General features: G+C 54.6%; 22 protein-coding genes and 1 pseudogene. 15 read left to right on the top strand and 8 right to left on the bottom strand.

The features are described from left to right. The first annotated feature begins 16 nt into the window (after positions 1-16). From pduJ to pduX, 14 genes are all read left to right on the top strand, one after another. Positions 17-292, top strand: a complete 276-nt coding sequence (gene pduJ, locus ACLJTG_RS04765) for a propanediol utilization microcompartment protein PduJ (protein WP_001057755.1) — start codon at positions 17-19, stop codon at positions 290-292. Positions 293-295: 3 nt separating this feature from the next. Beyond that, positions 296-778: a propanediol utilization microcompartment protein PduK gene (gene pduK, locus ACLJTG_RS04770; protein WP_001284393.1), complete on the top strand. Its 483-nt coding sequence runs from the start codon at positions 296-298 to the stop codon at positions 776-778. Beyond that, positions 778-1,410, top strand: coding sequence for a phosphate propanoyltransferase (locus ACLJTG_RS04775; RefSeq protein ID WP_001540344.1), 633 nt, complete (start codon positions 778-780; stop codon positions 1,408-1,410). The genes pduK and ACLJTG_RS04775 overlap by 1 nt, the downstream gene beginning before the upstream one ends. After that, positions 1,407-1,898, top strand: a complete 492-nt coding sequence (gene pduM, locus ACLJTG_RS04780) for a propanediol utilization microcompartment protein PduM (RefSeq protein ID WP_001012965.1) — start codon at positions 1,407-1,409, stop codon at positions 1,896-1,898. Before ACLJTG_RS04775 ends, pduM begins: the two co-directional genes overlap by 4 nt. A gap of 3 nt (positions 1,899-1,901) precedes the next feature. Further along, on the top strand, positions 1,902-2,177 hold the full coding sequence (gene pduN / locus ACLJTG_RS04785; RefSeq protein ID WP_000549825.1) for a propanediol utilization microcompartment protein PduN: 276 nt from the start codon (positions 1,902-1,904) through the stop codon (positions 2,175-2,177). 9 nt (positions 2,178-2,186) lie between these two features. Further along, positions 2,187-3,197, top strand: a complete 1,011-nt coding sequence (pduO, locus tag ACLJTG_RS04790) for a two-domain cob(I)yrinic acid a,c-diamide adenosyltransferase PduO (RefSeq protein WP_001029486.1) — start codon at positions 2,187-2,189, stop codon at positions 3,195-3,197. Further along, entirely contained in the window at positions 3,194-4,588 is a 1,395-nt protein-coding gene (gene pduP, locus ACLJTG_RS04795) for a CoA-acylating propionaldehyde dehydrogenase PduP (RefSeq protein WP_410958896.1), read from the top strand. Before pduO ends, pduP begins: the two co-directional genes overlap by 4 nt. A gap of 11 nt (positions 4,589-4,599) precedes the next feature. Continuing rightward, positions 4,600-5,712, top strand: coding sequence for a 1-propanol dehydrogenase PduQ (gene pduQ / locus ACLJTG_RS04800; RefSeq protein ID WP_017465518.1), 1,113 nt, complete (start codon positions 4,600-4,602; stop codon positions 5,710-5,712). Further along, complete coding sequence (gene pduS / locus ACLJTG_RS04805; protein ID WP_079951296.1) at positions 5,709-7,064, top strand: cobalamin reductase PduS; 1,356 nt, start codon at positions 5,709-5,711, stop codon at positions 7,062-7,064. The genes pduQ and pduS overlap by 4 nt, the downstream gene beginning before the upstream one ends. Before the next feature lie 2 nt (positions 7,065-7,066). Continuing rightward, the gene (gene pduT, locus ACLJTG_RS04810) at positions 7,067-7,621 is read left to right on the top strand and encodes a propanediol utilization microcompartment protein PduT (protein WP_198898263.1); all 555 of its coding nucleotides are present in this window, start codon (positions 7,067-7,069) and stop codon (positions 7,619-7,621) included. Then, positions 7,621-7,971: a propanediol utilization microcompartment protein PduU gene (gene pduU, locus ACLJTG_RS04815; RefSeq protein WP_000441103.1), complete on the top strand. Its 351-nt coding sequence runs from the start codon at positions 7,621-7,623 to the stop codon at positions 7,969-7,971. Before pduT ends, pduU begins: the two co-directional genes overlap by 1 nt. A 4-nt stretch (positions 7,972-7,975) precedes the next feature. Continuing rightward, complete coding sequence (pduV, locus tag ACLJTG_RS04820) at positions 7,976-8,428, top strand: propanediol utilization protein PduV (protein WP_000826278.1); 453 nt, start codon at positions 7,976-7,978, stop codon at positions 8,426-8,428. After that, on the top strand, positions 8,413-9,627 hold the full coding sequence (pduW, locus tag ACLJTG_RS04825) for a propanediol utilization propionate kinase PduW (protein WP_000120647.1): 1,215 nt from the start codon (positions 8,413-8,415) through the stop codon (positions 9,625-9,627). The genes pduV and pduW overlap by 16 nt, the downstream gene beginning before the upstream one ends. Positions 9,628-9,720: 93 nt before the next feature. Beyond that, positions 9,721-10,587 carry an L-threonine kinase PduX gene (gene pduX / locus ACLJTG_RS04830; RefSeq protein WP_135370423.1) on the top strand — a complete coding sequence of 289 codons (867 nt, stop codon included), beginning with the start codon at positions 9,721-9,723 and terminating at the stop codon, positions 10,585-10,587. Positions 10,588-10,620: 33 nt separating this feature from the next. On the opposite strand, the gene ACLJTG_RS04835 is transcribed toward pduX, so the two are convergent. The 8 genes and pseudogenes from ACLJTG_RS04835 to ACLJTG_RS04870 form a co-directional block, all read right to left on the bottom strand. Beyond that, positions 10,621-10,956 carry a DUF496 family protein gene (locus ACLJTG_RS04835; RefSeq protein WP_000450405.1) on the bottom strand — a complete coding sequence of 112 codons (336 nt, stop codon included), beginning with the start codon at positions 10,954-10,956 and terminating at the stop codon, positions 10,621-10,623. Between the two features lie 244 nt (positions 10,957-11,200). Next, on the bottom strand, positions 11,201-12,259 hold the full coding sequence (locus tag ACLJTG_RS04840) for an FUSC family protein (protein ID WP_001200854.1): 1,059 nt from the start codon (positions 12,257-12,259) through the stop codon (positions 11,201-11,203). 118 nt (positions 12,260-12,377) lie between these two features. Next, positions 12,378-12,845 carry a DNA gyrase inhibitor SbmC gene (gene sbmC / locus ACLJTG_RS04845; RefSeq protein WP_000384326.1) on the bottom strand — a complete coding sequence of 156 codons (468 nt, stop codon included), beginning with the start codon at positions 12,843-12,845 and terminating at the stop codon, positions 12,378-12,380. Positions 12,846-12,995: 150 nt separating this feature from the next. Then, complete coding sequence (dacD, locus tag ACLJTG_RS04850) at positions 12,996-14,168, bottom strand: serine-type D-Ala-D-Ala carboxypeptidase DacD (protein ID WP_198898264.1); 1,173 nt, start codon at positions 14,166-14,168, stop codon at positions 12,996-12,998. 123 nt (positions 14,169-14,291) lie between these two features. Continuing rightward, the gene (gene phsC, locus ACLJTG_RS04855) at positions 14,292-15,056 is read right to left on the bottom strand and encodes a thiosulfate reductase cytochrome B subunit (RefSeq protein WP_001092553.1); all 765 of its coding nucleotides are present in this window, start codon (positions 15,054-15,056) and stop codon (positions 14,292-14,294) included. After that, positions 15,053-15,631, bottom strand: a complete 579-nt coding sequence (phsB, locus tag ACLJTG_RS04860; protein WP_001016236.1) for a thiosulfate reductase electron transport protein PhsB — start codon at positions 15,629-15,631, stop codon at positions 15,053-15,055. The genes phsC and phsB overlap by 4 nt, the downstream gene beginning before the upstream one ends. Positions 15,632-15,645: 14 nt before the next feature. After that, positions 15,646-17,922, bottom strand: a complete 2,277-nt coding sequence (gene phsA, locus ACLJTG_RS04865) for a thiosulfate reductase PhsA (protein WP_198898265.1) — start codon at positions 17,920-17,922, stop codon at positions 15,646-15,648. A 259-nt stretch (positions 17,923-18,181) separates the two neighbouring features. Next, positions 18,182-18,274 (bottom strand): annotated as a pseudogene (locus ACLJTG_RS04870) (heavy metal-binding domain-containing protein); the annotation flags it as partial. Positions 18,275-18,541: 267 nt separating this feature from the next. Here ACLJTG_RS04870 and sopA point away from each other — a divergent pair. Beyond that, positions 18,542-20,890: an SPI-1 type III secretion system effector HECT-type E3 ubiquitin transferase SopA gene (sopA, locus tag ACLJTG_RS04875; RefSeq protein WP_198898266.1), complete on the top strand. Its 2,349-nt coding sequence runs from the start codon at positions 18,542-18,544 to the stop codon at positions 20,888-20,890. The last annotated feature ends 107 nt before the right edge of the window (positions 20,891-20,997 follow it).

A 20,997-nucleotide genomic window follows, 5' to 3' on the forward strand; every position in this document is an offset into this window, starting at 1 on the left:
ACAGGAGAACTGCAGTATGAATAACGCACTGGGACTGGTTGAAACAAAAGGGTTAGTAGGCGCCATTGAAGCTGCCGACGCCATGGTGAAATCCGCCAACGTACAGCTGGTGGGCTACGAAAAAATTGGTTCTGGCCTGGTTACCGTCATGGTTCGCGGCGACGTCGGCGCGGTTAAAGCAGCCGTAGATGCCGGCAGCGCGGCGGCAAGCGTAGTGGGTGAAGTGAAATCCTGCCACGTTATCCCGCGTCCGCACAGTGATGTTGAGGCCATTTTACCGAAATCAGCCTAATCGATGGCGAATAAGGAGCACCGCGTGAAGCAATCACTGGGATTACTTGAAGTTTGTGGTCTGGCACTGGCTATCAGCTGCGCCGATATCATGGCGAAATCCGCTTCTATCACGCTGCTCGCCCTCGAAAAGACCAATGGTTCAGGCTGGATGGTGATTAAAATTACCGGTGATGTGGCCTCCGTGCAGGCGGCCATCACCACCGGTGCGCAATTTGCCGAACAGCGGAATGGTCTGGTGGCCCACAAGGTTATCGCCAGGCCCGGAGAAGGGATCCTGCTCGCAGAGACACCCTCCCCCTCCGTCATTGAACCTGAGCCTGAAGCGTCAGAGATAGCTGATGTCGTTTCTGAAGCGCCAGCCGAAGAGGCCCCGCAGGAATCAGAACTGGTCAGCTGCAATCTGTGTCTGGATCCAAAATGTCCGCGCCAGAAGGGCGAACCTCGTACGCTTTGCATTCATTCTGGCAAGCGAGGTGAAGCGTAATGGATAAAGAGCTTCTGCAATCAACGGTCAGTAAAGTTCTCGACGAGATGCGCCAGCGGCCTATTCCGCTGGGCGTCTCAAACCGTCATATCCACCTGTCCGCGCAGGATTATGAGCGGCTGTTTCCCGGCCATCCCATCAGCGAAAAAAAAGCGCTGCTGCAGCCGGGACAATACGCCGCGGAGCAAACCGTCACCCTGGTGGGACCGAAAGGGCAGCTCAAAAATGTGCGCCTGCTCGGCCCGCTGCGCTCGGTAAGCCAGGTGGAAATTTCGCGTACCGATGCGAGAACGCTGGGGATTGCCGCGCCGCTGAGAATGTCCGGCAACCTGAAGGGCACACCGGGCATCCGCCTGGTCAGCCCCTTTGCCGAACTGGAGCTACCTTCCGGGGTTATCGTCGCGCAGCGGCATATCCATATGTCGCCGCTTGATGCGCTGATCCTGCGGGTTTCCCACGGCGATAGGGTTTCAGTGGCGATTGAAGGCGACGATCGCGGGCTGATTTTCAACAACGTGGCGATTCGCGTTTCACCGGACATGCGCCTCGAAATGCACATTGATACCGATGAAGCCAACGCCGCTGGTGCCGATAACCCGCAGGCCTTTGCCCGGCTGGTAGGCCCGCGATGAACGGCGAAACTCTGCAGCGCATTGTCGAGGAGATTGTCTCCCGGCTGCAGCGCCGTGCCCAGAGCACGGCGACGCTGAGCGTTACGCAACTTCGTGATGCCGACTGTCCAGCACTGTTCTGTCAGCACGCGTCGCTGCGCATCCTGCTCGTCGACCTGCCGCTGCTGGGTCAGCTTGCGGATGCAGAAACCGACGATGCCGCCGCCCGGAAAATTCACGACGCGCTGGCGTTTGGCATCCGCGTACAGCTCAGCCTGCACAGCCAGCTGCTGCCGGTTATCCCGGTAAAAAAACTGGCTCGTCTGCCGCTGGTATTCACCGACGAGCACGGACTGCCGCTGGTTCTGCATGCGGGTTCGGTGCTGAGCTATCGCGATGTCGCGCTGCTAAGCCGGGGGCGTCTGGTTGTCCACCGCAAATGCATCGTGACCGCCATGGCGCGTGACGCGGCCAATGCGCGGAATATTCAATTAATTAAGCAGGAGTAAATCATGCATCTGGCACGAGTCACGGGCGCGGTTGTCTCCACGCAAAAATCACCTTCTTTGATTGGGAAAAAGCTGCTGCTGGTGCGTCGGGTCAGCGCCGATGGCGAACTCCCCGCCTCGCCCACCTCCGGCGATGAAGTGGCCGTGGACTCCGTCGGCGCGGGCGTCGGCGAACTGGTTTTGCTCAGCGGCGGCTCCAGCGCCAGGCACGTTTTTTCCGGGCCAAATGAGGCCATCGACCTCGCCGTTGTCGGCATTGTAGATACGCTTTCGCGTTAAGGGGCGGTTATGGCGATTTATACCCGAACAGGTGACGCTGGCACCACATCACTGTTTACCGGCCAGCGGGTGAGCAAAACCCACCCGCGGGTTGAAGCCTACGGCACGCTGGATGAGCTGAACGCCGCGCTGAGCCTGTGCGCCTGCGCCGCTGCGGATGAAAATCACCGCACCTTACTCGAGGCCATCCAGCAGCAACTTTTTTGGTTTAGCGCAGAGCTGGCCAGCGACAGCGAGCAGCCGTCGCCCAAACAGCGCTACATCAGCAGCGAAGAGATTTCGGCCCTGGAAGCCGCTATCGATCGGGCAATGGCCCGCGTCGAACCGCTGCACAGCTTTATTTTACCCGGACGCTGCGAAGCCGCGAGCCGATTACATTTTGCCCGCACGCTGGCGCGCCGCGCCGAACGCCGTCTGGTTGAACTGGCAACTGAAGTCAACGTACGCCAGGTGCTGATGCGCTACATCAACCGCTTATCGGACTGCCTGTACGCCCTGGCCCGCGCGGAAGATAGCGATGCGCACCAGGCCAACATCATCCGCGAAGTTAGCAAGCGCTATCTGGCTGCCAGCCAGCCGACCCGCAGCAAGGAGACAACGCCCGTGGCCCTCTCATTCCACGATCTGCACCAGCTCACCCGCGCCGCCGTTGAACGCGCGCAGCAACTGCAGGTTCCGGTAGTCGTCAGCATCGTTGACGCGCACGGCACGGAAACTGTGACCTGGCGGATGCCGGACGCCCTGCTGGTCAGCAGCGAGCTGGCGCCGAAAAAGGCCTGGACCGCAGTGGCGATGAAAACGGCGACCCATGAGCTGAGCGATGTCGTTCAGCCGGGCGCCGCGCTTTACGGTCTGGAAAGTCATTTACAGGGAAAAGTGGTCACCTTTGGCGGCGGTTACGCCCTGTGGCGCGACGGCATATTAATTGGGGGTCTTGGCATCAGCGGCGGCAGCGTTGAGCAGGACATGGACATAGCACAGACCGCCATCGCGGCTATTAACGTGGGAACTCATCAATGAATACTTCTGAACTCGAAACCCTGATTCGCACCATTCTTAGCGAGCAATTAACCACGCCGGCGCAAACGCCGGTCCAGCCTCAGGGCAAAGGGATTTTCCAGTCCGTGAGCGAGGCCATCGACGCCGCGCACCAGGCGTTCTTACGTTATCAGCAGTGCCCGCTAAAAACCCGCAGCGCCATTATCAGCGCGATGCGTCAGGAGCTGACGCCGCTGCTGGCGCCCCTGGCGGAAGAGAGCGCCAATGAAACGGGGATGGGCAACAAAGAAGATAAATTTCTCAAAAACAAGGCTGCGCTGGACAACACGCCGGGCGTAGAAGATCTCACCACCACCGCGCTGACCGGCGACGGCGGCATGGTGCTGTTTGAATACTCACCGTTTGGCGTTATCGGTTCGGTCGCCCCAAGCACCAACCCGACGGAAACCATCATCAACAACAGTATCAGCATGCTGGCGGCGGGCAACAGTATCTACTTTAGCCCGCATCCGGGAGCGAAAAAGGTCTCTCTGAAGCTGATTAGCCTGATTGAAGAGATTGCCTTCCGCTGCTGCGGCATCCGCAATCTGGTGGTGACCGTGGCGGAACCCACCTTCGAAGCGACCCAGCAGATGATGGCCCACCCGCGAATCGCAGTACTGGCCATTACCGGCGGCCCGGGCATTGTGGCAATGGGCATGAAGAGCGGTAAGAAGGTGATTGGCGCTGGCGCGGGTAACCCGCCCTGCATCGTTGATGAAACGGCGGACCTGGTGAAAGCGGCGGAAGATATCATCAACGGCGCGTCATTCGATTACAACCTGCCCTGCATTGCCGAGAAGAGCCTGATCGTAGTGGAGAGTGTCGCCGAACGTCTGGTGCAGCAAATGCAAACCTTCGGCGCGCTGCTGTTAAGCCCTGCCGATACCGACAAACTCCGCGCCGTCTGCCTGCCTGAAGGCCAGGCGAATAAAAAACTGGTCGGCAAGAGCCCATCGGCCATGCTGGAAGCCGCCGGGATCGCTGTCCCTGCAAAAGCGCCGCGTCTGCTGATTGCGCTGGTTAACGCTGACGATCCGTGGGTCACCAGCGAACAGTTGATGCCGATGCTGCCAGTGGTAAAAGTCAGCGATTTCGATAGCGCGCTGGCGCTGGCCCTGAAGGTTGAAGAGGGGCTGCATCATACCACCATTATGCACTCGCAGAACGTGTCACGCCTGAACCTCGCGGCCCGCACGCTGCAAACCTCGATATTCGTCAAAAACGGCCCCTCTTATGCCGGGATCGGCGTCGGCGGCGAAGGCTTTACCACCTTCACTATCGCCACACCAACCGGTGAAGGGACCACGTCAGCGCGTACTTTTGCCCGTTCCCGGCGCTGCGTACTGACCAACGGCTTTTCTATTCGCTAACTGAGGTCGCGATGAATACCTTCTCACTACAAACGCGGTTGTACAGCGGTCAGGGCAGCCTGGCGGTGCTCAAGCGCTTTACCAATAAGCACATCTGGATAATCTGCGATGGCTTTCTGGCGCGCTCTCCGCTGCTGGATACCCTGCGTAACGCGCTGCCCGCAGATAACCGCATCAGCGTCTTTAGCGAGATAACGCCGGACCCCACCATCCACACAGTGGTTCAGGGCATTGCGCAAATGCAGGCTCTGCAACCGCAGGTGGTGATCGGTTTTGGCGGCGGCTCGGCAATGGACGCAGCGAAAGCGATTGTCTGGTTTAGCCAGCAAAGCGGCATCAATATCGAAACCTGCGTGGCGATCCCGACCACCAGCGGCACCGGTTCGGAAGTCACCAGCGCCTGCGTAATTAGCGACCCGGATAAAGGCATTAAGTATCCGCTGTTCAACAATGCGCTGTATCCGGATATGGCGATCCTCGACCCGGAGCTGGTGGTCAGCGTACCGCCGCAGATTACCGCCAACACCGGCATGGACGTGCTGACCCATGCGCTGGAAGCGTGGGTGTCACCGCACGCCAGCGACTTTACCGACGCGCTGGCGGAAAAAGCCGCCAAACTGGTGTTCCAGTATCTGCCCACGGCGGTGGAAAAAGGCGACTGCGTGGCGACACGAGGAAAAATGCACAACGCCTCAACGCTCGCCGGGATGGCCTTCAGCCAGGCGGGGCTGGGGCTTAACCACGCTATCGCCCACCAGCTTGGCGGACAGTTTCATCTGCCGCACGGGCTGGCCAATGCGCTGCTGCTCACGGCGGTGATCCGTTTTAACGCCGGAGTTCCACGCGCCGCCAAACGCTACGCGCGGATGGCCAAAGCCTGCGGTTTTTGCCCGGCAGAAGCCAATGATATCGCGGCAATCAATGCGCTGATTCAGCAAATCGAACTGCTTAAGCAACGCTGCGCCCTTCCCTCACTGGCCGTTGCGCTTAAAGAAGGAAGATCCGACTTTTCCGCACGCATTCCGGCGATGGTGCAGGCTGCACTGGCGGACATCACGTTGCGCACCAACCCGCGCCCGGCCAACGCCGAGGAAATTCGCGAACTGCTGGAGGAACTGCTATGAGTACCGCCGTCAACGCCGTTGAAATGTCCCTTAGCGCCGATGAAATTCGTGAGCGCGTTCGCGCAGCGGGCGTTGTCGGTGCGGGCGGCGCAGGTTTTCCCGCCCACGTTAAGCTACAGGCGCAGGTAGAGATTTTTCTGGTGAACGCCGCCGAGTGTGAACCGATGCTCAAAGTTGACCAGCAACTGATGTGGCAGCAGGCCGCGCGTCTTGTTCGCGGCGTGCAGTACACGATGACGGCAACCGGCGCGCGCGAAGGGGTGATAGCCCTGAAAGAAAAATACCGCCGGGCCATCGACGCCCTCACCCCACTACTGCCAGCCGGTATCCGCCTGCATATCCTGCCGGATGTATATCCCGCGGGCGATGAGGTGCTGACTATCTGGATGGCAACCGGCCGCCGGGTCGCCCCGGCTGCGCTACCGGCCAGCGTCGGCGTGGTAGTGAATAACGTGCAAACGGTGCTGAATATTGCCCGGGCGGTTGAGCAGCAGTTTCCGGTCACTCGTCGCACGTTGACCGTGAACGGCGCAGTCGCCAGACCGTTGACCGTTACCGTTCCTGTCGGCATGTCACTGCATGAAGTGCTGGCACTGGCGGGCGGCGCAACGGTCGACGACCCTGGTTTTATTAACGGCGGCCCGATGATGGGTGGCCTGATTACCTCTCTTGATAACCCGGTAACAAAAACCACCGGCGGCCTGCTGGTGCTCCCCAAAAGCCATCCGCTTATCCAGCGCAGGATGCAGGACGAGCGCACGGTGCTTTCCGTGGCGCGCACGGTCTGCGAGCAGTGCCGACTGTGTACCGATCTCTGCCCACGGCATCTGATCGGCCACGAACTCTCTCCGCACCTGCTGGTGCGGGCGGTGAACTTTCATCAGGCTGCCACGCCGCAGCTGCTGCTGAGCGCCCTTACCTGCTCGGAATGCAACGTTTGCGAAAGCGTGGCCTGCCCGGTCGGGATCTCGCCGATGCGCATCAACCGCATGTTAAAACGCGAGCTGCGGGCGCAAAACCAGCGCTACGAAGGGCCGCTGAATCCGTCCGACGAAATGGCGAAATATCGCCTGGTGCCGGTGAAGCGGCTGATCGCCAAACTGGGACTAAGCCCCTGGTACCAGGAAGCGCCGCTGGTTGAAGAAGAGCCGTCAGTAGAAAAAGTCACTTTGCAGCTGCGCCAGCATATTGGTGCCAGCGCGGTAGCGAACGTTGCGGTGGGAGAACGCGTGACGCGCGGGCAATGCGTTGCCGATGTCCCGCCTGGCGCGCTCGGCGCACCTATTCACGCCAGCATCGACGGCATTGTTTCGGCCATCAGCGAACAGGCCATCACGGTTGTAAGAGGTTAACCATGTCTCAGGCTATAGGAATTTTAGAACTCACCAGCATCGCCAAAGGGATGGAGCTTGGTGATGCGATGCTGAAAAGCGCCAACGTCGATCTACTGGTCAGCAAGACCATCTGCCCGGGGAAGTTTTTACTGATGCTGGGCGGCGATATCAGCGCTATCCAGCAGGCCATTGAAACCGGTACGTCGCAGGCCGGCGAAATGCTCGTCGACAGCCTGGTGCTGGCGAATATTCATCCCAGCGTACTTCCGGCCATCAGCGGCCTGAACAGCGTCGATAAGCGCCAGGCGGTAGGTATCGTCGAAACCTGGAGCGTGGCGGCCTGCATTAGCGCCGCAGACCGGGCGGTGAAAGGCTCAAACGTCACCCTGGTGCGGGTGCATATGGCCTTCGGTATCGGCGGTAAATGCTACATGGTGGTGGCGGGCGACGTTTCTGACGTCAATAACGCCGTGACGGTTGCCAGCGAAAGCGCGGGCGAGAAAGGGTTGCTGGTTTACCGTTCGGTGATCCCACGCCCGCATGAAGCCATGTGGCGACAGATGGTGGAGGGATAATGGAAAGACAACCGACAACGGATCGCATGATTCAGGAATACGTGCCGGGGAAACAGGTCACTCTCGCGCACCTGATTGCTAATCCAGGGAAAGATCTCTTTAAGAAGCTGGGCCTGCAGGATGCGGTGTCCGCCATTGGCATCCTTACCATCACGCCGAGCGAAGCATCTATTATTGCTTGCGATATTGCTACCAAATCCGGCGCGGTGGAGATTGGGTTTCTTGACCGCTTTACCGGCGCGGTGGTGCTGACTGGCGATGTTTCTGCCGTCGAGTATGCCCTCAAGCAGGTAACGCGCACGCTGGGCGAAATGATGCAGTTCACCACTTGCTCGATCACCCGGACGTAAAGTCATGAAGCGTTTGATGTTTATCGGCCCCAGCCAGTGCGGAAAAACCTCGCTGACCCAAAGCCTGCGCGGCGAAGCGCTCCATTATAAGAAAACTCAGGCCATTGAATGGTCGCCGATGGCCATCGATACGCCGGGCGAATATCTGGAGAACCGCTGCCTGTACAGCGCCCTGCTGACCAGCGCCTGCGAGGCCGACGTCATCGCCCTGGTGCTGAATGCCGACGCCCAGTGGTCGCCCTTTTCTCCGGGTTTTACCGCCCCGATGAACCGCCCGACGATTGGCCTGGTCACCAAGGCCGATCTCGCCGAGCCGCAGCGTATTTCGCTGGTTGCGGAGTGGCTTACGCAGGCTGGCGCCCGGCAGATTTTTATTACCAGCGCGTTGAATAATTCGGGTCTCGACGCCGTGCTGGATTTTCTGAATTCGAAGGAACCTTTATGTCTTACAAAATAATGGCCATTAACGCCGGCAGCTCATCGTTAAAATTCCAGCTGCTGGAGATGCCGCAGGGCGACATGCTCTGTCAGGGGCTGATTGAGCGTATCGGTATGGCGGATGCGCAGGTGACAATTAAGACGCACAGCCAAAAATGGCAGGAAACCGTCCCCGTTGCCGATCATCGCGATGCGGTAACGCTGCTTCTGGAAAAGCTGCTGGGTTATCAAATCATTAACAGTCTGCGGGACATTGACGGGGTGGGCCATCGTGTGGCGCACGGCGGTGAGTTTTTTAAAGACTCGACGCTGGTCACGGATGAAACGTTAGCGCAAATCGAACGTCTTGCTGAACTGGCCCCGCTTCACAACCCGGTAAACGCGTTGGGTATTCACGTTTTTCGTCAACTGTTGCCTGATGCCCCTTCCGTAGCCGTGTTTGATACGGCATTTCACCAGACGCTGGATGAACCCGCCTATATTTACCCGCTTCCCTGGCATTATTACGCGGAACTGGGGATTCGCCGTTATGGCTTTCATGGCACCAGCCATAAGTATGTCAGCGGCGTTCTGGCGGAAAAGCTGGGTGTACCACTCAGCGCATTACGGGTGATTTGTTGTCATCTTGGAAACGGTAGCAGCATCTGCGCCATCAAGAACGGGCGTTCGGTCAATACGTCGATGGGCTTTACGCCGCAGTCAGGCGTGATGATGGGCACCCGTAGCGGAGATATTGATCCCTCTATTCTGCCGTGGATAGCCCAGCGCGAAAGCAAAACGCCGCAACAGTTGAATCAGTTATTAAATAATGAGTCAGGCTTGCTGGGCGTTTCTGGCGTGTCGTCTGATTACCGCGATGTCGAACAGGCAGCCAATACCGGTAACCGGCAGGCTAAACTCGCTCTCACTCTGTTTGCCGAACGCATTCGCGCCACCATTGGCAGCTATATTATGCAAATGGGAGGACTGGATGCGCTGGTATTCACTGGGGGCATTGGCGAGAACTCAGCGCGCGCCAGATCGGCGGTGTGCCATAATTTGCAATTTTTGGGCTTAGCCGTTGATGAAGAGAAAAATCAGCGTAATGCGACATTTATCCAGACGGAGAACGCCCTGGTGAAAGTCGCCGTCATCAACACCAACGAAGAGTTAATGATCGCACAAGACGTTATGCGCATTGCGCTACCGGCCACGGAAGGGCTTTGTGTACCAGCCTGAGAGGGTTAAACGACGCATTGCGGCAAGTCATGGTAATAATGCTTTTACCATGACACTATGCGCGCACACTATTCGTACCTGAAAGGTGATAACGTGGCTGTTGCGCAATGCCCCGCCTCATGCGGGGAACTTATCCAGGGATGGATTCTGGGCAGTGAGAAACTGGTCTCCTGCCCCGTTGACTGGTACAGCACCGTAGCAGTCACGGCTGCGCCGCCGTTGGTAAACGAACGCCCATTGTCGCGGGCGATGGTGGAGCGCGTTCTGGCGCACTGGCAGTATCCTGCGCACTGGAGTAATGAGATTCGCGTCGATGTGCGTTCGTCAATTCCCGTTGCCAAAGGCATGGCCAGCAGCACCGCAGATATTGCCGCTACGGCAGTGGCAACGGCGCATCATCTTGGCCATTCGCTGGATGAAACTACCCTTGCACAGCTTTGCGTCTCAATCGAACCCACCGATAGCACCGTTTTTCATCAGTTAACGCTGTTTGATCATAATAATGCGGCCACGCAAATCGCCTGCGAGCCACCGCCGCCAATCGATTTGCTGGTACTGGAAAGTCCGGTCACACTGCGCACGCAGGATTACCACCGTCTCCCTCGCCAGCAGAAATTAATAGCAAGTTCAGCAACCTTGCAGCAGGCCTGGAATCTGGTGCAGGAAGCCTGTATAACGCAAAATCCGCTCCGACTGGGTGAGGCGGCTACGCTTAGCGCTATCGCCAGCCAGACGCTGTTACCTAAGCCGGGCTTTACCGCCCTGCTGTCGCTGGTCGAAGAGTGTGATTTATACGGATTGAACGTGGCGCATAGCGGTAGCGTGGTGGGTCTGATGCTGGACCGAAAACGTCATGATATTGTGCGCCTGAAAGGTAAGCTGGCAGAGAAAAAACTTACCCGACACTGGCCAAAACAACATTTACTCAAGATGGTCACTGGCGGGGTCAAACTGCAGTGAGAGCCTGATATACGCTCCCACTGCCGTAGCGCATTATTCGGCTTTTACATCGGCGTGTTTCATTTCGCCCATCGCTTTCAGCTTTTTGGAAATGTCGCGACGCTCTTTGGAGATTTCGGCATTTTTAATGATGTAGTCATCAACGCGATCTTCATAGTCGCTTTTCATGCTGGCGATGATACCCTGAATCGCCTCAACGCTCATACCTGGCTTGATGTAGTCGCTCAGGTTGTCCAGCAGCAGCACACGCTTCTGGTTGTCACGGATCTTCTTCTCAATGTCCTGAATTTCACGCTGCAGTTTATTTTTGCGACGGAACAGACGAACAAACTCCAGCACGTCCTGGAAAGAAGGCTTGGTTGTTTCCATTTTTACACCCCTGATAATGTGAGATTCGGATTCGTTAAGCAACTGCTAGTGGATAAACATTACGTTTATCCCCGTCATACTTCAAGCCGCCAGAGGAAACACCGTTACGTCGCCGTCTGGGGAAACCTGAAGGTTCGGGGATAAAATCGTTGCCAGTAGCACTCATTTTATCCTTATATTAGTATCATACTCTTAATCTTTGCTGAATCGAAGCAGCAACAAATTCATTCGCCCCATCTGCTTTTTATTTGCGCAAAGCCCGGCAGATCAAATGTGAAAGCAGTTCCAACTGTCGGGCCGTTTCCATACTTAGCCAAACATAGCCGTGGATGGGGGTTTCAGCCACCGCGTCGCCCTGCTGCTCGTTCATTAGCTGCCGCAACTCGGCAGCAATATCATTCAGTTTACCGGTGTTTGCCAGTACCGGCTGCGGGTTGCCTTCAAACAACGCGTGGGCGATCGTTAGCAAGGTTTGCTGCGTCATCTGCTGGGTTTCACGCAATGTGTGCGCGTTAAGCATCACAAAATGGCTGGCGCGCGTCGCCCAGTGGGCATTGATTTGTAATTCAAGCATACAAACCAGATTGCGGTTGATGGTCTGAATGGCCTCGAAAATAGATTTTTGTATCCGGGTTTCTTTACTGGCGGGCGTTATCAGCCCGCGCATTTTGACGACATCGTTCAGCAACCGTTGCAAATGTTTATCCAACCGGGGGCGCTCCAGCAAATTCGGCGACAGCGCTGCCTGATACACCCGATTATACGCCGTGACGCAATGCGCCAGTTGGATGCGCCAGTGCAAAAAGGCGCGCTGGGGCCAGATGCCGGTAAACAACATTGCCAGTAGCGACCCCAAAATCACATCCCCGCCACGCCATAATGCCGTATCCATATCACCAGCGGGAGCACCGACAACAACGGCAAGCGTTATGCCTATCAGTAGCGCCTGATACGGTTTTTTCCCTAAGGCCAGCCAGCCGCACAAAAACATCGCTATCGCACACCACACCAGCATCAGCGGTAAGGAAAAGAGCTCCAGGCGTAACGCCACCAGCCCTAACGCCGCGCCCAGGATCGTACCGCCTATGCGCTCAAAAGCACGAGGCACTACATTTCCCCAGAATGAGATGGGCCCCATAATCACCACTAACGTGATTAGCGGCCATGTGCCCTCGGGAATAGAAAACAGACGAACCAGCAGAAAGGTAAGAATGAACGCCAGGGCGATACGTATGCCATGCACGATGCGATAATGACGGTACAACCGTATTTCAAAAGGGCTTAATGACTTATCGGCACGCACGCTTGCGCTCCTTACGGGAATGGCAAAAAATGCATTGTACCTGCTTTATAGCAAAAATAGCGCACTGGCGGACGGAACACATTATCCGTCCGCTCTTTTCAGCCAGGAAACCAGTCGATCACTTCCGCTGTACCGGAATATACATTTCAATATCCCAGTATCCATCTTCCATGCCGTTATTCAGATAGGTTTCAAAACAGGGCGCAGAGGCTATCTGATAAGCGCTATCCTGCTCGAGGACATCAAAAAACCGTTCCCACGGCTTCGCAAAGTCACGGTCTTCCACTCGCGCGACAGCAGTGGCATATTCGCCGCCTTCAATGGCGGTCACGATTACGCCTTCGCTATTGTCCGGCAGGATGAAATTCTCTGCCACGGACACCACGGTATCGCAGCGGAGTTTTTCCGCAGGTACGACATCTGGATTGTCGTAATAGACGGCAATCCATTCAACTGGCACGATCCGCTGTCGATCCACCCACGTCATCAGTTGTTCAAAACCCTGCTTCACGGTGTGTTCCCATGGACCGACCATGTGGAAACCGGCTATCTTGCGTTTTTGTTCCTGCCTGATTTCGTAATCCATGCTGCCTCCGTCACTTCACTATACTGTATGAATGTACAGTGTAATTACAGCCTTTTACGGTCACAAGGACAGCGTGATCATTTTGTGAGCAACCTCGCAATCCCGCCCTTTTGACACCTCAAATGACGGTGAACGGTGTGTGACAACGGCTTACACTTTATGCTGAAAATAGTCGCTCAGACGAGAGAACATACCGCCTTTACCCACCGATTCCAGAGTGACCAGCGGCCGCTGAGCGATCAGTTTATCCCGATCGTAGAGCTCTATTTCACCTACCCGTTGATGGGCGGCGATTGGCGCCTCCAGCTCTTTTCTATCCAGCACATATTTTGCTTTGATATGCGGAATTTCCGCTTTGGGCAGCGCCATCCAGAAATCCTGTTCCGTACCCAGCGCAATCTTTTCTTTGTCTCCGTACCAGATCCGCTCGCTGCCCACTTTTTTGCCGCTGTGCAAAATCTGCACCGTCGCAAAGTTTTGCTGGCCCCACTGCAACAGTTTTCGCGCCTGTTCCTCGCGTCCTTTCGAACTTTTCGCTCCCATCACGACGGCGATAAGTCGACGCTGCCCGTCCACCGCCGATGCGATAAGATTAAATCCCGCCCCCGATGTGTGTCCGGTTTTAAGCCCATCGATATGCATGGTCTTATCCCATAACAAGCCGTTGCGGTTCTGCTGTGTGATGCCGTTCCAGGTCAGGCTTTTCTCGCTGTACATGTGATAAAATTCAGGTTCGCCGTGAATAATCGCCCGGGAGAGTACGGCCAGATCATACGCGGAGCTATGTTGTCCCGGCGCATCCAGACCGTGGACGGTTTCAAAATGGGTATCCTGTAAATTGAGTTTTTTCACATAGCTGTTCATCATCGCCACAAACTGCGGCTGCCCGCCCGCGATATAATCCGCCAGCGCCACACAGGCATCGTTACCGGAATCCACGATTAAGCCACGGCTTAAATCACGCACCGACACGCGATCCCCTTCTTTTAAAAACATCAACGAGGAGCCGACAAACACCGGATTATCCTTCGCCCAGGCGTCGCGCCCAACTGTGACGATATCGTCAGGGCTGATACGATGACTATCGATGGCGCGATCGACGACGTAGCCCGTCATTAGCTTGGTAAGGCTGGCGGGATTACGTTGCTGGTGTTCATTACCGGCGGTAAGAACCTGTCCCGTAGTGTAATCCATCAACACCCAGGCGCCTGCATCAATGGCTGGCGGTTGGGGAGCAAAACTTACGGCATCGGCCGCAAGCGCAGGAGAAAGGTGCATCGCGAATAAAGAAGCGGCAATAAACAAACGGCGTTTCAACTGCATGTCCTCAGGATGGTCTCTATTTGCCGTTCTTTTTACGGAAGTTCAGTTAAACAAACATGGATAAATTGCAAGAAAATGTGACACAAGGCACATTTTCTTGCTGACATTATTTTATGGATACGCTCAGACGGCGGACTTATCCCCGCGCGGCGCGGTACGATGACGATGATAGCCGTCAACCATGCTACGGAAAATTTGTCCCGGCGTGTCGCCAAGAGTACACAGATAGAGATGCGCGCAAATAAACAGTAAGCCGATGATAGCAAGCGCCATATGCAGCACCAGCATCACAGGGCCCAGACCCGCAACCTGCGGATAGAGACACAGCAAACCGGTGATGATTAACAGCGGTACCAGCGCGTACATAATCGCCAGATATGCCAGTTGTTGCAGTGGATTGAACTTATTCTGCTCTGTTGCCGCGAACGGATGCGCTTCCCCTTTCATGATGCCAAAAAGGTAAAAACGCGTCTGGCGTATGCAGCGCGTTACCAGTCCGGAAAAATTTACCCGATAGTGACGCCCGTTACCTGTGGTGAGGTTGATCAGCACAAACCCGACCCAGAAAGCCAGTAAGGCAAAACCACACCAGGTATGCACTTGTACCATTAGCGCTACAGGGCCGAGAGAAAAATGACCAAATAAACCGCTTAACAGTAATAAAACAAACAGTAACGCATTTCCCCAATGCCAACGGCGAATCGCCAGCGAGTAGAGATAGTCACGATGCTCTTCGCCGCCCGCCGTTTTTGGCGCCAGCATCCGGCGCAATAACGCATGGATAACCAGCCCAACAAGCATGAGCAGCACCACGACGCCTGCGTAAATTAACCACAGCGGCCAATAATCTGGCGCATAATGTAGTTCCGCTCCCCAGATAGTATTCATGCTTTACCCTCCTGATGGACTTCTTTACGACGGTACAGACTGACCGCGCCGCTACGCGCCTCCTGCTGGCGATAGACCTCTTTCTGACCGACCCAGCGCTGGATCTCGCTCTCATCCAGTCTGCCGAATTTCAGCGCGTCCGTTGGGCAAACGGATACGCACGCCGGAGACTGGCCAGCCGCCAACCGCGTGTCGGCGCAGAAGTTACACTTGTCGGCGACACCGGTTTGCGGATTCAAATAGCGCACATGGAAAGGACACGCGGCAACACAATAATCGCAGCCAATACAGCGCGATTTATCCACCTGCACGATCCCGTTTTCATCACGATATGACGCTCCGGTAGGACAAACGCTGACACATGGCGCATTTTCACAGTGCTGACAGGAGACGCGGACAAATTGAAAATGGGTTAGTGCGTTGGATGCCTGTTCAGGGGCGCGAATTTGTACCTGTACGCGGCTAAATCCCTCCGGTACGTCATTAAGCACTTTGCAGGCAACGGTACACGCCTGGCAGCCGATACAACGTTTTTCATCATGCAGCATGACGTACTGATTCGTTAAATGATTCATGGTTCCCTCCTCCCTCATGCCCGGCTCAGCGTCACGCCTGCGGTATGCACTACCGTACCGGATACCGGACTCGTCACGTGCGGCAGTAAATTTCCGCAGTGGATACCGTGTGTCGTCGCCGCCGTTTTGGCCCCAGCTTTAGCGCCAAATCCCATATAGACAAAAAGCGTGTCCGGGCGGATACCGGGCGTCACCAGCGCCTTACCTTTCTCTTTACCCGTGGCATTTTCCAGCAAGATCTCATCGCCGGTCTTAATGCCTTTTTCTTGCGCCGTTTGCGGATGAACCCAGACCGCGTTATCCCACATTAGCTCGCTGAGTAAAGGTACGTACTGCGTCGCGCCATTGGTATGCACGGCCACCTTGCCCTGAATGAAGTAAAGCTCATTCTCTTTTTTCAGCGCAAAGTCACGAACGCGCGGAACGCCGTAGCCAGGGAGCAACTCCTCCAGGGTTGCGGAATAAAGTTCGATTTTGCCGGAGGGCGATTTGAAGCGAAGCTGTTCGCCATAGGTGTTGTCACTGTCCGTCGCGATAGCGCCGGGGTAACGCGCCGTAAACTGACGAACGGATTCTGGTTCGCGTAATAGCAGCGGAACGCCCCATTCGAGATACCCTTTCTGTCGCAGTTCCTTCGCTAAGGCATGGTCGCCGTTCAACTGATAGAGTTGGCGCGTCTGCATATCCTGCCACGGATAGTACTGCCCTAATCCCAACTGCTCGCCAAGTTCTTTCCAGATTTGCCAACTCGGACGCGCCTCGCCAATCGGCTCTACGACCTGTTGGCGCAGAGCGTAAGCCGGGTGCAGTCCCGACATATCGGATACCTCTTCGTCCCGTTCGAGATAGGTGCATTCCGGCAGCAGATAGTCGGCATATGCCGCGCTCTCGCTCAAATAGACATCGCAGCTGACCACCAGATCCAGTTGCTCAACGGTTTTTACCAGGTCCGAACGACAGGTGACGGTCTGGAAAGGATTATGCCGCGACATAATCCACGCCTTTATCGGGTAAGGCTTCTGGGTTAACGCCGAGTCAATAATGCTTTGCACCACGCCGCCGCCAGCGGCGATATATTTAAACTGCGGTGCGACCAAATCGATGCGTTGCGCCGTCGGTTTCGGCATATTTTTAATGTTGAGTTTCGCCAGCGTTGGCGCGACCTTTTCTCCGGCCAGTTTATTGTAAACAGACGCGTTTTTTTTCTGATATAGCCCGCCTTCGCGCTCAATATTACCGAGCAGCACATTAAGCGTAAAAATCATACGCCGCATATCGATCTCTTCCTGCGAGAACGTCGCGCGATGACCAGGACTGACAATAGCGTGAGGCGCGCAGGCAGCCAGTTCGCGTGTCACCCGGACAATAACGTCGGCTGGGACATCGGCCTGCGCGGCGGCCCATTCCGGCGTCGTCTCTTTTACCGCCTGTGCTAACTGTTCAAATCCGCTGGTATAACGCTCAACAAAAGACGCATCGTAGAGCTGTTCATCAATCATGACGTGGCACATCGCCAGCAGAACCGCTAAATCCCCCCCGGGACGAATAGCGTGCCACTCATCCGCCTTGCTGGAAAATATCGACAAACGCGGATCGAAGCTCACCATTTTGGCCCCCTTCTCCTGCGCGGTCATTAACTCATGGGTATCGGCAACTTCAATCCCTTCATACAAATTGTGGCCAAACGAAACCAGATAGCGCGTGTTAGCGATATCCATCGCCAGATCGCCGCCCATCATCACTTTTGCCGCAATGGCTTTCCCGGCAGGGCATGTTGAGGCGTGAGTAAAGGTATTAGGCGAACCAAAGGCCGTAGCCAGATGGAAAAGATGGCTGGAGAGCGAGCCCGATTTGGAAGAGAAAGCCACGCTCTCAGGGCCATGCTGCGCTTTGATGGCATTCATTTTCGCCGCGATTTCCTGGTAAGCCTGTTGCCAGCTAATCACCTGCCATTCACCGTCGCCGCGTGGCCCGGTGCGTTTCATAGGTTTTACAATCCGTTGCGGGTCATTGACCAGGCTGACGCCGCTCCCGCCCCTGGCGCATATGCGCGTCCCCTGCTGCGGCGCAGAAGGATTGCCCTGGATAAAAACGGTCTTGTTATTGACTACCTGCGCCTGAATAGGGCAACGAAAGGAACACATCTCGCACAAACTTGGCGTTAGCGTGGTTTTACCGTTAATGCCGGCAATCGGGTTGCGCGCCAGCGCCCCGGGCGGAAAAGCGCCCAGCGCGCAGGCAGAGCAGCCTATGCCTACCCCCTGCAAAAAAGAACGACGACTAATGCTCATATAACCTCCTGTTATTAGATATAGCTGAAGATTATATTTAATTTGTATTATGAAATGTCGGCTTCAATCACAATTTGAAATAGTTGTTAAAATGAGCATGCCAACACGATAAAACCTTTTATTTTATAAATATTTTACATTTCCTGAACACGCACATGGACTGTCATTGAATAATCAGCAGAATTACCAAACAACCCGCTGTTAATTATAAAAATGATACAATTCCAATAACACGTAATAATATTTAAAAGAAAACGATTATTTCCTGAAAAGCGATTTCACGCGCTTTACGCAGTTCTTTCTCATACGCGCCGGACCGTCCGCCGACGATATCCCGAATGCCGGCGAAAAAACACTGGTTGAGCATCGAAGCGGGTTTACTTTTGCGTGCACACGGGCTCCGTTACCCGACCCGCTCTCTTATGCCTGGATTTTTCCGCAGATACGTCAGCGTCCCACAATACGGTGACATGATGACAGAATGGACACTTTCTGAAAGAAACCTTCCAGATAGCATGGTGAATTGTGATCTCCATCGCCATACCGATATATGAAGCTTACTTTTAAGGCGTTAAAAATCCAGACCGTTTTTCCATAATGATGTTGATAAGGAATTCTAATGAAGATATCATCAGGCGCAATTAATTTTTCTACTATTCCTAACCAGGTTAAAAAATTAATTACCTCTATTCGTGAACATACGAAAAACGGGCTCGCCTCAAAAATAACCAGTGTTAAAAACACGCATGCTTCTTTAAATGAAAAACTTAAAACAGGAAAGAGCTCATCGATTGAGTTCGCGTTACCACAAAAAATAAAAGACTTCTTTCAGCCGAAAGATAAAAACACCTTAAACAAAATATTGATTACTGTTAAAAATATTAAAGATACAAATAATGCAGGCAAGAAAAATATTTCAGCAGAAGATGTCTCAAAAATGAATGCAGCATTCATGCGTAAGCATATTGCAAATCAAACATGTGATTATAATTACAGAATGACAGGTGCGGCCCCGCTCCCCGGTGGAGTCTCTGTATCAGCCAATAACAGGCCCACGGTTTCTGAAGGTAGAACACCACCAGTATCCCCCTCCCTCTCACTTCAGGCTACGTCTTCCCCGTCATCACCTGCCGACTGGGCTAAGAAACTCACGGATGCAGTTTTACGACAGAAAGCCGGAGAAACCCTTACGGCCGCAGATCGCGATTTTTCAAACGCAGATTTCCGTAATATTACATTCAGCAAAATATTGCCCCCCAGCTTCATGGAGCGAGACGGCGATATTATTAAGGGGTTCAACTTTTCAAATTCAAAATTTACTTATTCTGATATATCTCATTTACATTTTGACGAATGCCGATTCACTTATTCGACACTGAGTGATGTAGTCTGCAGTAATACGAAATTTAGTAATTCAGACATGAATGAAGTGTTTTTACAGTATTCAATTACTACACAACAACAGCCCTCTTTTATTGATACAACATTAAAAAATACGCTTATACGTCACAAAGCCAACCTCTCTGGCGTTATTTTAAATGAACCGGATAATTCATCACCTCCGTCAGTGTCAGGGGGCGGAAATTTTATTCGTCTAGGTGATATCTGGCTGCAAATGCCACTCCTTTGGACTGAGAACGCTGTGGATGGATTTTTAAATCATGAGCACAATAATGGTAAAAGTATTCTGATGACCATTGACAGCCTGCCCGATAAATACAGTCAGGAAAAAGTCCAGGCAATGGAAGACCTGGTTAAGTCATTGCGGGGTGGCCGCTTAACAGAGGCATGTATCCGGCCAGTTGAAAGTTCGCTGGTAAGCGTACTGGCCCACCCTCCCTATACGCAAAGTGCGCTTATCCGCGAGTGGCTCGGGCCTGTTCAGGAACGTTTTTTTGCCCACCAGTGCCAGACCTATAATGACGTTCCCCTGCCGACTCCTGACACATATTATCAGCAGCGCATACTGCCTGTGTTGCTGGATTCGTTTGACAGGAACAGCGCCGCCATGACCACTCACAGCGGACTCTTTAATCAGGTGATTTTACACTGTATGACAGGCGTGGACTGCACTGATGGCACCCGCCAGAAAGCTGCAGCGCTTTATGAACAGTATCTTGCTCACCCGGCGGTGTCTCCCCACATCCATAATGGGCTCTTCGGCAATTATGACGGCAGCCCGGACTGGACAACCCGCGCTGCAGATAATTTCCTGCTGCTTTCCTCCCAAGATTCAGACACGGCGATGATGCTCTCCACTGACACGCTGTTAACAATGCTAAACCCTACTCCTGACACTGCATGGGACAACTTTTACCTGCTGCGAGCCGGAGAGAACGTTTCCACCGCGCAAATCTCTCCGGTAGAGTTATTCCGTCATGACTTTCCGGTGTTTCTCGCCGCATTTAATCAGCAGGCCACGCAGCGACGCTTTGGGGAGCTGATTGATATCATCCTCAGCACTGAAGAGCACGGGGAGCTGAACCAGCAGTTTATTGCCGCCACGAACCAGAAACATTCCACCGTGAAGTTGATTGATGATGCCTCAGTGTCGCGTCTGGCCACCATTTTTGCCCCCTTGCTTCCTGAAGGCAAACTCAGCCCGGCACACTACCAGCACATCCTCAGTGCTTATCACCTGACGGACGCCACCCCACAGAAGCAGGCGGAAACCCTGTTCTGTCTCAGTACCGCATTCGCACGCTATTCCTCCAGCGCCATTTTCGGCACTGAGCATGACTCTCCGCCGGCCCTGAGAGGCTATGCGGAGGCGCTGATGCAGAAAGCCTGGGAGCTGTCTCCGGCGATCTTCCCGTCCAGCGAACAGTTTACCGACTGGTCCGACCGTTTTCACGGCCTCCATGGCGCCTTTACCTGTACCAGCGTTGTGGCGGATAGTATGCAACGTCATGCCAGAAAATATTTCCCGAGTGTTCTGTCATCCATCCTGCCACTGGCCTGGGCCTAGTCCAGCCTCAACCCGCATGAAATTAAGGGACACAGCGTTGTGTCCCTCTGTACATAGACCCGTTTTAGTCCATGCATTTTTTGAGATCCCGGCCAGATTGCCCCTGG

Source organism: Salmonella sp. SAL00672 (assembly GCF_046552175.1).
GTDB classification, from domain to species: Bacteria; Pseudomonadota; Gammaproteobacteria; order Enterobacterales; family Enterobacteriaceae; genus Salmonella; species Salmonella enterica.

Bases quoted from the DNA above. Each gene is read 5' to 3' on its own strand.
- pduV (WP_000826278.1), top strand. From the start codon at position 7,976: ATGAAGCGTTTGATGTTTATCGGCCCCAGCCAGTGCGGAAAAACCTCG.
- pduN (WP_000549825.1), top strand. From the start codon at position 1,902: ATGCATCTGGCACGAGTCACGGGCGCGGTTGTCTCCACGCAAAAATCA.
- pduS (WP_079951296.1), top strand. From the start codon at position 5,709: ATGAGTACCGCCGTCAACGCCGTTGAAATGTCCCTTAGCGCCGATGAA.
- sopA (WP_198898266.1), top strand. From the start codon at position 18,542: ATGAAGATATCATCAGGCGCAATTAATTTTTCTACTATTCCTAACCAG.
- sbmC (WP_000384326.1), bottom strand. From the start codon at position 12,845: ATGGATTACGAAATCAGGCAGGAACAAAAACGCAAGATAGCCGGTTTC.
- pduQ (WP_017465518.1), top strand. From the start codon at position 4,600: ATGAATACCTTCTCACTACAAACGCGGTTGTACAGCGGTCAGGGCAGC.
- dacD (WP_198898264.1), bottom strand. From the start codon at position 14,168: ATGCAGTTGAAACGCCGTTTGTTTATTGCCGCTTCTTTATTCGCGATG.
- pduU (WP_000441103.1), top strand. From the start codon at position 7,621: ATGGAAAGACAACCGACAACGGATCGCATGATTCAGGAATACGTGCCG.
- phsB (WP_001016236.1), bottom strand. From the start codon at position 15,631: ATGAATCATTTAACGAATCAGTACGTCATGCTGCATGATGAAAAACGT.
- pduO (WP_001029486.1), top strand. From the start codon at position 2,187: ATGGCGATTTATACCCGAACAGGTGACGCTGGCACCACATCACTGTTT.
- pduK (WP_001284393.1), top strand. From the start codon at position 296: ATGGCGAATAAGGAGCACCGCGTGAAGCAATCACTGGGATTACTTGAA.
- pduT (WP_198898263.1), top strand. From the start codon at position 7,067: ATGTCTCAGGCTATAGGAATTTTAGAACTCACCAGCATCGCCAAAGGG.
- pduW (WP_000120647.1), top strand. From the start codon at position 8,413: ATGTCTTACAAAATAATGGCCATTAACGCCGGCAGCTCATCGTTAAAA.
- pduM (WP_001012965.1), top strand. From the start codon at position 1,407: ATGAACGGCGAAACTCTGCAGCGCATTGTCGAGGAGATTGTCTCCCGG.
- pduP (WP_410958896.1), top strand. From the start codon at position 3,194: ATGAATACTTCTGAACTCGAAACCCTGATTCGCACCATTCTTAGCGAG.
- pduJ (WP_001057755.1), top strand. From the start codon at position 17: ATGAATAACGCACTGGGACTGGTTGAAACAAAAGGGTTAGTAGGCGCC.
- ACLJTG_RS04775 (WP_001540344.1), top strand. From the start codon at position 778: ATGGATAAAGAGCTTCTGCAATCAACGGTCAGTAAAGTTCTCGACGAG.
- phsC (WP_001092553.1), bottom strand. From the start codon at position 15,056: ATGAATACTATCTGGGGAGCGGAACTACATTATGCGCCAGATTATTGG.
- phsA (WP_198898265.1), bottom strand. From the start codon at position 17,922: ATGAGCATTAGTCGTCGTTCTTTTTTGCAGGGGGTAGGCATAGGCTGC.
- ACLJTG_RS04835 (WP_000450405.1), bottom strand. From the start codon at position 10,956: ATGGAAACAACCAAGCCTTCTTTCCAGGACGTGCTGGAGTTTGTTCGT.